This window comes from Pedobacter lusitanus (assembly GCF_040026395.1).
Lineage (GTDB): Bacteria > Bacteroidota > Bacteroidia > Sphingobacteriales > Sphingobacteriaceae > Pedobacter > Pedobacter lusitanus.
In genome coordinates, this window is the sequence record NZ_CP157278.1 from 3,627,906 (window position 1) to 3,639,514 (window position 11,609).

At 39.7% G+C, this 11,609-nt stretch carries 12 protein-coding genes; 2 read left to right on the forward strand and 10 right to left on the reverse strand.

The window, feature by feature from the left end; all coding sequences use genetic code 11:
* Positions 1–15 precede the first annotated feature (15 nt).
* The 5 genes from PL_RS15525 to PL_RS15545 form a co-directional block, all read right to left on the reverse strand.
* Positions 16–2,604, reverse strand: coding sequence for a phosphoenolpyruvate carboxylase (locus PL_RS15525; RefSeq protein ID WP_041883564.1), 2,589 nt, complete (start codon positions 2,602–2,604; stop codon positions 16–18).
* 225 nt (positions 2,605–2,829) lie between these two features.
* Complete coding sequence (locus PL_RS15530) at positions 2,830–4,377, reverse strand: DHA2 family efflux MFS transporter permease subunit (protein WP_041883563.1); 1,548 nt, start codon at positions 4,375–4,377, stop codon at positions 2,830–2,832.
* 4 nt (positions 4,378–4,381) lie between these two features.
* Positions 4,382–5,446, reverse strand: a complete 1,065-nt coding sequence (locus PL_RS15535) for an HlyD family secretion protein (protein ID WP_041883562.1) — start codon at positions 5,444–5,446, stop codon at positions 4,382–4,384.
* 16 nt (positions 5,447–5,462) lie between these two features.
* Positions 5,463–6,758, reverse strand: coding sequence for a TolC family protein (locus tag PL_RS15540; RefSeq protein WP_348619867.1), 1,296 nt, complete (start codon positions 6,756–6,758; stop codon positions 5,463–5,465).
* A gap of 17 nt (positions 6,759–6,775) precedes the next feature.
* Positions 6,776–7,396, reverse strand: a complete 621-nt coding sequence (locus PL_RS15545; RefSeq protein ID WP_041883561.1) for a TetR/AcrR family transcriptional regulator — start codon at positions 7,394–7,396, stop codon at positions 6,776–6,778.
* 176 nt (positions 7,397–7,572) lie between these two features.
* Between PL_RS15545 and PL_RS15550 the strand changes: the two genes are divergently transcribed.
* Together PL_RS15550 and PL_RS15555 are read left to right on the forward strand one after the other, a co-directional pair.
* Entirely contained in the window at positions 7,573–7,755 is a 183-nt protein-coding gene (locus tag PL_RS15550) for a hypothetical protein (protein WP_041883560.1), read from the forward strand.
* A gap of 30 nt (positions 7,756–7,785) precedes the next feature.
* Positions 7,786–8,346, forward strand: coding sequence for a DUF2911 domain-containing protein (locus PL_RS15555; RefSeq protein ID WP_041883559.1), 561 nt, complete (start codon positions 7,786–7,788; stop codon positions 8,344–8,346).
* A gap of 85 nt (positions 8,347–8,431) precedes the next feature.
* On the opposite strand, the gene PL_RS15560 is transcribed toward PL_RS15555, so the two are convergent.
* The 5 genes from PL_RS15560 to PL_RS15580 all read right to left on the reverse strand — a co-directional run bounded on the left by PL_RS15560 (position 8,432) and on the right by PL_RS15580 (position 11,529).
* On the reverse strand, positions 8,432–8,758 hold the full coding sequence (locus tag PL_RS15560; protein ID WP_041883483.1) for a DMT family transporter: 327 nt from the start codon (positions 8,756–8,758) through the stop codon (positions 8,432–8,434).
* A 70-nt stretch (positions 8,759–8,828) separates the two neighbouring features.
* On the reverse strand, positions 8,829–9,347 hold the full coding sequence (locus tag PL_RS15565; RefSeq protein WP_235324575.1) for a Crp/Fnr family transcriptional regulator: 519 nt from the start codon (positions 9,345–9,347) through the stop codon (positions 8,829–8,831).
* A gap of 61 nt (positions 9,348–9,408) precedes the next feature.
* Positions 9,409–9,834 (reverse strand): hotdog fold thioesterase, encoded by a 426-nt coding sequence (locus PL_RS15570; protein WP_041883481.1) that lies wholly within the window; start codon positions 9,832–9,834, stop codon positions 9,409–9,411.
* A complete protein-coding gene (locus PL_RS15575; protein ID WP_041883480.1) occupies positions 9,831–10,334 on the reverse strand; it encodes a DinB family protein in 504 nt (167 codons plus the stop codon). Before PL_RS15575 ends, PL_RS15570 begins: the two co-directional genes overlap by 4 nt.
* The gene (locus PL_RS15580) at positions 10,282–11,529 is read right to left on the reverse strand and encodes a sensor histidine kinase (protein WP_348619871.1); all 1,248 of its coding nucleotides are present in this window, start codon (positions 11,527–11,529) and stop codon (positions 10,282–10,284) included. Before PL_RS15580 ends, PL_RS15575 begins: the two co-directional genes overlap by 53 nt.
* Positions 11,530–11,609 lie beyond the last annotated feature (80 nt).

Below are 11,609 nucleotides of genomic sequence, written 5' to 3' on the forward strand. Positions count from 1 at the left end.
ATGGATTTTATAGCGTTAAGCAGAGTTCCTGCCTGCATTTACAATTCCGTAAACGGTTCTTATAGCTAGTTTCTCATAAGACTGATGCTCCTGATCGGTTAGTTGCTGTTGTAGCTTCTCTAAAGCGAAATGCTGGATCAGAACCAGTGGAAGTACGATCTTTTCTCTCACTGCGATAGACCTTTTCTCAACCGGATAATTCTCCATTAAGGTGGTGTGACCAGCCAATTTTAGCAGCATTTCTTTAGATCTTTCGTATTCATCACGCAGCATTTTCCAGAAATCACCAAACTCAGGATCATTGGCAAAATGTGCAGTAATAGAAAAATCAGTCTTGCTCATCGACATCATTCCGTTGTCAATAATAGTTTTAAAATAGCCTGACTCCTGATAAGTCTGGCGGATTTTTTCCCAGTTCCCGGAAGCTTCCTGATTTTTTAAAGCGGTTCCGATACCATAAAAGCCAGGGATATTCTGTTTTAGCTGGCCCCAGGCTGTTACAAAGCTAATAGCTCTGAGATCTTCGAGACGTAATTTCTCACCTGAACTCCTTTTTACAGGTCTGCTGCTGATTGTGATTTTTGATAACAGGCTTAAAGGAGAGAAGCGCTCAAGATAATTTAAAAACAAGGGATGTTTGCGCAACGCAACAAAAGCGTTGAAACTATCTTCTGCCATTACATTTAGTATGTCTTTATGTGGTGAATCAAGTAAGATATTGTGTCTCTCTTTCAATCCTGATGAAATCCCGGCATTAATCAGTTGTTCGATATTGAATTCGGCACTGTCAACAGAGCCATACTGAGAACTGATCGTCTGCCCCTGGATAGTAAGCTGAATATTTTTATTAGCAATCTCTTTACCCATGGAGGCGTAAAAACGATGGGTTTTACCCCCGCCTCTTGAAGGAGGACCGCCACGGCCATCAAAAAACGCCAACTGTATGTTATGAGCCACAGAGGTCGCAGTTAAGGCCACCTTGGCGTTGAAAATGGACCAGTTGGCCATTAAATAACCGCCGTCCTTTGTGCTGTCAGAGAAACCAAGCATAATGTCCTGTTTGTTGCCTCTGCTTTCCAGATGTTTTCTGTAAAATGGATGGGTATACAAACGTTCCATGATCTGTGAGGCTCCTGCCAGATCGTTTACGGTTTCAAACAATGGAACAAAATCTATACTGAGCTGTTTTTCATCCCATCCGTTCCATAAGAATAACTCCATCAGCTGCAGCACATCACTGGCCTGCTGGCAATTACTGATAATGTAACGATGACAGGCAAGTTCTCCGTTCTGTTGTTGTATCTGTCTGATTTCGGCAATAGTCTGAAGCGTATCCTGTGTAAGCGGATCTGCATCACCTGAGTAGTTTACTTTTGCGGTTTTGAAGGAAAGCTGCTGTATTTTTTCTTCTTCGCTCAATTCATCATAATCTTCGGGGAAGAGAGAGATAATTGGTTTGAACTGTCTGCAGTAAGCATGTACGTCACGAAGAACTCTGCTGTCCTGTCTGATATCCAGAGAGGCAAAGTGAGAACCAAAGAGTTCAATTTTGCGCAGCAGGTCATCCACCAGATCTGCAAATAGCCCATCATGAAATTCAATCAGTGTATTTTTAATCTGATTCAGGTTTTCAATCAGAAAGGCTGAAATGTTTTCCGGTTCAATATTAGTGTCAAATGCATTTTTATAAAGTACATCCTGTACTTTATAAACAGTTTCTTCCACTCCTCTGAAAGTGATCCTTCTTTTCAGTTTCCTGAAATCTCTGTAATAACAGCGGAACAGGATCTGGCGAAGCATTTTTGAAACTTGTATGGTATCCTGAGCATGTACGTTAGGATTCCCATCCCTGTCTCCGCCTGGCCAGAAACCAAGCTCTATTGCTTTTTTCGAAGGAATATTAAATTCCTCCAGACTACTGTCTATTTCTGACTGAATTTTGGCCGCGGCAAAATAAAATACGTTTTCCAGATACCAGGATAAGCTCAATGCTTCATCAACTGGTGTTGGTGATTTTTTATTGAAAAAGGGTGTTTTCCCTAATTGCTGCAACAGCTGATTAATAGTGACAATGTCATTGATTTTTATGGCTGAGGTAAGGTCGTTGATAATAGAAAGCACACTGCCCGGATAGAACTGCGTAGGGTGAGCTGTAAGAACCAGACGCAGAGAGAAATCTTTGATCAGCTGCTCTATTTTTTCATGAAGTTCAGCATTGAATTCACTTTTTTTCAACATTGAAATCAGTGAACTATGATCTTCTGTTGTGTTTAGTTTAGTGAAAGATGCATCTTCAACAGCATCAAATAGTACAACCTGACGCTCAATATATTGAATAAACCGGAATAATAAATCGATAATATCCTTAGGATCTGTAGTTTGGGTATACCGGTCAAAAAAGGTTTTAATGATTTCTGCAGGAGTCTTGAGATTCTTTACCCCGTCTTCACAGTGCTTAATAAAAAGGGGCAGCAAGGTACCGGTATCCTTGATTTTGTAAAATGGGAGGGTTAGGAACAGGCTGTTGTAAAGTTCAAATCTGGAGACAACTTCGTTGTTAAAAATGGATTCTCTTTGTCCTGTAACTCTTAGTTTCTGCGTCATAACAAAAGGGTTCTTTTTGGGAGCTTAAGCTACATAATAATGACGGGAAGACCTATAGATAATGTTAATAAATTTATTTTGCTTTTTAATTACAAATACTATAAATTGCTTTCATTAAGGTTTTTTAACTCTTTTAAAAGTATAAGCATTCGTTGTGTGTAGCGACATTGTATTTTTTTGTGAAATGAAAACAGGCTGTCCCAAAAAGGCAGCCTGTTTTTTATTTTAGTGAACGTCAACCGGGATGTCCACGTTCTTTTTGAATTTCTGCAGATAAAGCAGTGGAATAGAACATAACAGAACCAGTCCAACCAGCCAGTATGCATCACTGTAAGTTAGCAGCAATGCCTGTTTGGTCACTGTGCCATCGATTGCTTTAATTGCCATCATTTTAGCATCAAGCATGCTGTATCCTTTAGACATAAAGTTTCGGATAAAGGCATTCAGTCTATCTGTAAATGCAGGGTTATATTCGTTTACATTTGCCAGAAGACTACTTCTGTGGAAGCCCTGACGGGTATGAATCAGTGTAGTTAAAGCTGCGATACCAAAAGATCCGCCTAACTGTCTCATCATGTTGTTTAGTCCTGAACCCTGACCAATTTCTGCACCTTTAAGATCCTGTATAGCCAGTGTTGTTAACGGAACAAACAATAAGGCCATACCAATACCTCTGATAACCAGTGGCAGGAAGAAATCACCTGTTCCTGAAGAAAGGGTTGATTTGCTCAGCATATTACAGAAAACAAAGAACAGGAACATACCCATCGTTGCCATAAATTGTGCCGGGATACCCTTTTTAAGGAATATACCAATAAATGGCATCATTGCTATGGTGCAAAGACCACCAGGGAATAATAATTCTCCTGTTTGTAAAGCAGAGAAACCTAGCAGGTTCTGACAGAAAACAGGGAAAACGAACACAGATCCATAAAGTCCGAAACCGAGAATAAACGAGGTGACCAGACCAATGGAGAAACTTCTGTGGCGCAGAATTTTAAAGTTTACAATCGGGTGGTCTGTTGACATTTCCCGCCATATGAACAATAATAAACCCAGTACTGAAGCTATTGACAAGGCAATAATATAGGGAGTTGCGAACCAATCTTCACTTTCTCCTTTTTCCAGTACGGTTTGTAAGCTACCCACTGCAATTGCCAGTAATGCGATACCCCACCAGTCGACAGGTAGACCCTGCCCATCCTTAGGGGTAGCCCTTATATAGGTTATGGTACAGTAGGCGGCGAGAATTCCGACGGGGATATTTACATAAAATATCCATGGCCATGAACTGATGTCCAGAATATATCCTCCGATAGTTGGTCCTACAGTTGGTCCTACAACAGCACCTAATCCAAATAATGCTGTGGCAATACCTATATCTTCACGTGGCCAGGTTTCTATCAGAATTGCCTGTGCAGTAGAGATTAATCCACCTCCGGCAATCCCCTGAAGAATACGGAATAAAACCAGTTCACCCAGTGAAGTCGCATTCCCGCACAGGAATGAGGCTATCGTAAAGACAATAATGGAGGTAAGGAAATAATTTTTACGCCCGAAACGACTGCCAAGCCATCCTGACATAGGCAGGACTATTACGTTCGCAACGGCATATCCTGTTGATAACCAGGCGACATCCTCGAGGGTTGCACCCAGGTTACCCTGAATTTGTGGTAAAGCCACGTTTACAATAGTGGTATCAATCAGCTCCAGTAAGGAAGCTGTGATCACTGTAAACGTGATTATCCATTTTTTTAAACCATGCTCGGCCATTTTTTTAGTCTTTTGTAGTTACAGAAACTTTAACACTCATACCCGGACGTAATTTGTCCAGAACTTCTTTTGAGGCCTTAAGTTTTATTTTTACAGGTATACGTTGTACAACTTTAACAAAGTTACCTGTAGCGTTATCAGGAGGAAGCAATGAACCTTTTGCTCCGGTAACAGGAGAGAAGTTATAAACTTCTGCTTCTATTTTCTGATCAGGGAACGCGTCAACTTCAACTTCAACTTTTAAACCTGCGCGGATGTCCTGCAACTGGGTTTCTTTAAAGTTTGCGGTTACATAAAGACTGTTTTCATTCACGATAGAAAATAAAGACTGACCTGCCTGGATTAACTGACCTTTCTGGATACTTTTCTTAGAAACGATTCCTGTTGCCGGTGCTTTAATCTCTGTATAAGATAATTGTAATTTAGCAAAATCAACATCAGACTGGTGCTGAGATACGCTATTGCTGCTTACCGCAAGTTGAGATTTTGTTGTGCCGATTTGTTTAAGGGCAACTGTATACTGATCCTGAGCAGCATTATAAGCAGCCTGAGCAACATCTCTTGTCGCTTTAGCCTGGTCAAATTGCTGTTGAGTGATTGATCCGTCTTTAATCAGGTTTGCATAGCGATCATAATCTTTTTGTGCCTGCCATAATTTTACTTTGGCAGATTCAATATTAGCTTTAGCTGTACCTGTATTGGCTGCAGTAGCAATAATCTGAGATTCTGAAACGCCAACACCGGCATCAGCACCTTTCTGACCGGCCATAGCTTGTTCTAATTTGACTTTATAGTCTCTGTCGTCTAAAGTAACCAGTATCTGGCCTTCATTAACTTTAGTGTTCTCTTCAAATTTAATGTCCTTTACATAGCCACCTACACGTGCTACTACCGGACTGATATCACCGTCTATCTGTGCATCGTCAGTATCTACGTGATTTCTGTAGTACATGTATTCTTTTATGCCGAAGATGGCACCTGCAATTAGCAGTACTGTTAATATTATAGGGACAATTTTACTTTTCTTTTTTGGTTCAATTGTCTGTTCCGTTGTCGATTCTGTTGTCATTTCTAGATGGATTATATTATTGAGAAATTTTTCCTGTTGATTTTAATAAAGTATAGTAGGCAAGTCCTGCATCGGCTTTTGCCAGTTCTAAATTGATCTTTGCCTGGTATAAAAGCGTTTCAGCATCAATTCTGTCAATAGCAGAAGCTACGTTGTTTTTGTATTTTGATTCGAGTAATCTGTCATTTTCCGTTGCCTGATCAATCGATGTTTCCAATACTTTAATTTTGTTTTTAGCTACCTGGTAACTCTGGTAGTTTCTGTTGATTTCAGTTTTTACATTATCAGATTGTATATCTTTCTGCAGAACGATACTTTTCTGCTGAACTCTTGCTTCTGTAACTTTGTGTTTATTGGTCCACAATGTGCCTATATTCCAGGAAAGTGTGGCACTAGCTGTCATCGGCATGATATAATCGTGAGATTTTGGAAGCAAGCTACCGTTAGGATTGATATAATAAACATCTGCTCCAATACCAAATGTTGGTGTAGCATTCGCTTTGACCGATTTAATATCTATTTCGGCAACTTTATTGCGAAGATCAAGTTCTCTCAATTCCTGACGATAGGCTAATGCCTGATCAATGTAAGAATTCAATGGAGCTACCTCTTTCTGACCAACCGACGGATCAGTAATATCAATTTCTGTATCTTCAGGTAAACCTAAAAGAATATCAAGATTATAATTGATAACCTTGCGGTTGCTTTCTATATCCAGATCTGTCAGTGTAATATTTGCCTGTTGCAATTGAAATCTCAGGACGTCATTTTTTGTAACGATACCTTGTTCAAAAAAGCGCTGAGATTGCTTTAGCTGACTGGCAATTGAGGCTAAATTCTGATTTACAACTTTTTTACTTTGTGCTACCTTGTATAGTGAATAATAGGTGTCGATAACTGCATAAGTTACTTCTTCCTGATTTTTATCCGCGTCAAGACGGGCAACATCTGCCAGTAATTTGGTGCTCTGTCTGGCATATTTCATCTTACCACCACCATAAACCAACTGTTGTACCGATGCCGTACCTACAAAGGCGTTAGCACGTTTAGGCAGGAATATAGGGCTGCCGCCATCTAAGACCAATTGATTAGCAGGGATTTCTGCGTGATTATACATTACACTGGCTTTTGCAGTTGGCAGTGAGTTGTCTTTGGTCACGTCCAGTTTTGCCATTGCTTCTTCAATTTTATTCTGAGATAGCTTTAGATTCTTGCTGTTTTCTATCCCTAACTGAATCGCTTCCTGAAGCGTCAGTTTCTTTACATTCTGTGCATAGAGCATGCCCGGCAGCAAGAGAGCGAAGCAACTCATTTTAATTGTTTTGTGTATCATTTTTGGGGTGTTAAATAGGTGGTGACCAGATCTTTCAGATGTGCGATTAAGCGGTCAGTTAAAATTTCTTTGTCTTTTGGAATGGTAATGTCTAAAATTGATCCCTGTGTAATTTTTGACGGCATGGTAGCGACACTGCTGATGGTACCCATAATCGTTGCAATCAGCATTCTGGTATCTATAGATTTAAATGTTCCGTCGGCAATTCCACTATTGATTATGGTTTCAATAACCTGCATATTTCCAGACATTGCATCTTTCAGTCTCAGGCACATTTCGGGGCGCTGAGCAAGAGAAATTTCTCTGTACATCATTTTATGAAACGGGATGTCTGAAAGAATACGTCTGGTATATCCTTCAATTACCTTTATCAATTTTTCTAACGGAAGACACTGGTCTTCACTGATACTGACTAATTGTGCTTTAAAACCCTGAACTCTTTCGTTGATTACTTCCAGAAAGACACCTTCCTTCGATCCAAAGTAATAATTGATCATGGACATGTTTGCCCCTGATTCTTTAGCTATCTGGCGGGTTGAAGTTCCTTCATATCCCAACTCAGAAAACAATTTTTGAGCAGCAATTAATATGCTCGTTCTTTTATCTGGCTTTTCCATTGTGATTTGATGGGACAAAATTAATCAATCGATCGATTGAATTGATAAAAGATTTATGATCTGGATCACAAATTACAATGAACTGACAATATTAGCAGGCCATTATTTTTGATAAAGCCCTGAATTCTTTCTTATTTGAAATAAATCAATACCTTTGGATCATCAATATTTTAAGGATGATTAAAGAAGAAAATAACAAAAGTTTTGATTGGGTTTATTCAGTTTTAGGCCTTGTATGTGGAATAGCTACTGCGGCAGTTATTTCTGGTAGTTTCCTGTGGTCACTTTTTGGTGGCGTTTTAGGATTGATTATGGGAGCAGTTTTCCTGAGTTCAATCGTAAAAGGGCGTAAATATTAATTTAACCCGTTTATAAAATATCTTTATAAGATGAAAAAGCTCAATCTGTTTCTTGTAATGGCATTATTTGCCTTTACTGTTAATGCGCAGGATGTTAAATTCCCAGGCCTGGACACAAGCCCCGCAGATATTGCTTATTTTCCTTTAAATGCTGCTAAAGTAAAAAAGGGAGATAATTCTGCGCCGCTAATCAAAGTAATTTATTCAAGACCTTCAGTGAAAGGCCGTGAAATATTCGGGAAACTGGAACCTTATGGACAGGTATGGAGAGCTGGTGCAAATGAAAGCACGGAAATCAGATTTTTTAAACCGGTAGTTATCGGTGGTAAAACTATTCCTGCAGGTGCTTATAGTTTATTTGCTATTCCTGAACAGGATAAATGGACTGTGATTATTAATAAACAGACTGATCGCTGGGGTGCATATACTTATGATGAAAGTAAAGATGTAGTCAGAGTATCAGTACCAGTTAAACCTTTAACAACAGTTGTTGAGGCGCTGGCAATTACTTTCACTCCAAATGCATCAGGAGCAAATCTTATTATCGGATGGGATAAAACTTCGGTTGAAGTGCCCGTAACGATTAAATAATTTAAATCTCAGTTGAGTATATAAAAAAAGAGGGAGACCATATGGTCTCCCTCTTTTTTTATATCGTTTTTATGCTGTCAGCAATTTAATGGGCACTACCGGCAAAGAATTTCAAACCCAGTATAGAAGCAATCAGTGTCGCGATAAAAAATATCCGCCAGAAATTTGCCGGCTCATCAAAATATAAAATACCGACGATAACAGTTCCAACAGCACCTATGCCGGTCCAGACCGCATATGCAGTACCCATTGGTAAAGTCTGAGTTGCTTTGTTTAAGAAGAAGAAGCTTAATGTAATACAGGCGAAGAATGCAATACTCCACTTCAGGTTAGAAAAGTTATTGGAAAGCTTAAGACTGGTCGTAAATCCAACCTCAAATAAGCCTGCAATAATCAAAATGATCCAGTTCATAATTTTATAATTTGACACAAAAATACGGCGTATTACCGCTGTGGTTTTTTACAAATGTTAAAAAATGAACTTATTTGATTTCAGCCCTTATTCTGCTCAGGGTAACCTGTGTGACGCCCAGGTAAGAGGCAATATATCCCAGAGGTATACGCTGAATCAGCAATGGGTCTGTTTGCAATAAGTCAATATATCGCTCTTTAGCAGGTTTAAATAGTCTTCCAATATAGCTTTCCTCTGTTTTAATCAGAATAAGCTCGGCAAGTTTTCTGCCCCAGTTGGCCAGTTCTGTATTTGAATTGTATAAGGTTTCAAGTACCTCAGTCTTTAATTCATAGAGTAGGCAATTCTCGAGCAATTCTATATTTTCATATCCGGGAGTATTGTTAATATAGCTATGATAGGATAGAATAATATCACCTTCCATACCGAACCAAAAGGTAATCCGGTTGTCCCGGCCATCTACGTAGGCGCGTGCCACTCCCTGTTCTATGAAATATAGGGAGCGTTCTACCTTTTCAGCCTTGATAATCAGATGATTTTTAGGTAGTTCCACAGCCTTTAATTCTTTCAGCAGCAGATTTAAGTGCAAATCCTTGAGAGGGTAAATGCTTTTGATCGTATTGAGGGTATTTTGCAAAATGCTATGTCAGTTATTTGATTTTAGGAATGACCGCAACAGTTAAGCGACTGATACAATTCATTTTTCCTCTGTCGTCGTAAATTTTTATTTCCCAGACATGCGTTTTAGCCCCTTTATGCAGAGATTTACAGATTCCGGTAACTTTTCCGCTTTTAACAGGGCGTAAGTGATTCGCATTGATTTCCAGGCCTACTGCCTGAAACAGTTCCGGATCTATGCACATGTATGAAGCTATACTGCCTAATGTTTCTGCGAGGACTACAGAGGCCCCGCCATGCAGGATGCCTGCCGGCTGATGAGTCCGTTCATCCACAGGCATTGTTGCTGTTACTGAGTCTTCACCGATTTCTGTAAACCGGATATCAAGAAGGCCACCCAGATGATTCTTGGGTCTGTCATTCAACTGTTCAGGGGTAAATTCGGAAAACCAGATCATAAATATCTTTCGTTAATAATTTGTGTATGGTGCATCAGGTGCCCGGCAATCACATACAGTAATGCCCGAACTGAAATTTGTCTTTCGGAGGCTGTTCCGCTGCGATTTAAGTCATGATCATTCAATGATTTGAAAAGGTAAAGATTGGCTTTTCTCAGCAGTCTGAATTCTTCTGCAAAGCTATCCAGTGCGCGGTCCGCAAAATGTGCATTGGCAACATAATCGTCCTCTTCGAAACCTGGCAGTGCGGTTTGTTCAAGGCGGGAAAAACTGGTTAGGCGATAAACTAAAATCCGCTCAGTATCAATAATATGCCCTGCCATCTCTTTTAGTGTCCATTTGCCGGGAGCATAGGCATAATCAGCCTTTGCTTTCAGTGTACGGATGAAATCGGGGAATTCATCTGCCTGACGTTCTAATAATTCAAGGATGTCTCCGTTAACTTTTTCAATGTAAGTCAATGCCCATACCGGGTATTCGTTTGGTTGAGGTCGGTTCATATTTTATACTGCTTTTTAGGATGATACGAAAGGTAGTGCCTTTGCCTAATTCGGAGTCTTTGACAAAGATTTGTCCACTATGATAATTTTCTACTATACGTTTGGTTAGGGACAGTCCCAGTCCCCAGCCTCTTTTCCTGGTCGTATAGCCCGGTTGGAAAACGGCGTCAAATTTGGATCTTGGAATGCCTTTCCCGGTATCAGAAATGTCAATAAATACTTCTTCTTTGGCCAGGTGCTCAATAATGTTAACAGTGATATGTCCTTCATTTTCAATAGCATTGGCTGCGTTTTTAAGCAGATTTTCTGTTACCCAGTCAAAAAGAGGGATATTAAGCATCGCTCGTACCTGGTCATCACCAGTAATAGTAAAAATTACTTTATCTGAAGTTCTTAGCTGGAAGTATTGAATAAAATTGCTGATTACAGAATAAACAACATGATCTTCGAGCACGGGTTTTGAACCGATTTTGGAAAAGCGATCTGTGATCACTTCCAGTCTTTTAAGGTCATTCTCCATTTCAGCAATCAGTGGATCATCTTCTGCATTAAAACGGGATTTCATGAGTTCTATCCATGCCATTAATGAAGAAATAGGGGTGCCTAGCTGGTGAGCTGTTTCTTTTGCCATCCCGACCCACACCTGGTCCTGTTCTGATCTTCTTGCTGAGCTGAAAGCAACATAGGCTGTTAGTAAAAATAACGCAATTACACCAAGCTGTATGAAAGGGAAATAACGTAACTGGGTTAAAATAAAAGAGTCTTTATGATAGATATGCCATATTTTTCCGTCCAGACCAATGATTGGTGTACCAGGATATTGCGCTTTCATCTGTCGGAGTTCTCTTTCAAAATAAGCCGGATCATAAGTTTTTTTTGACTGCTTCTCTACATCATAATTGGTCTTTCCGGTATCCAGACCAAGATAAGTCGAGATAATCCCGTCTCCGTCAGTCATTATTACCGGAAGTTTGTTGTTTTTGGTAATTGTTTCAATCAGGTCTGTATAACGATCATCATCGTACATAACCAGAGCCTGCTCAGTTACTTTTACAAACAGCTGGAACTGAACCTGTTCTTCGCGTTCCATCTTTTTCACGAAAAAGTCACTGTAGAACACCGATGCGGTTCCAATTACAATCGCAAAAATGAGGAGGAAAAACTTCCAGCGGCGCTTTTTTTCGTAAGGATTCATAGAATATGGAGGCAAAATACAAAATAGCATTCAAAAAGATATCAATAGAACGGTAAGCGCTTAAAAAATATATCTTTGTG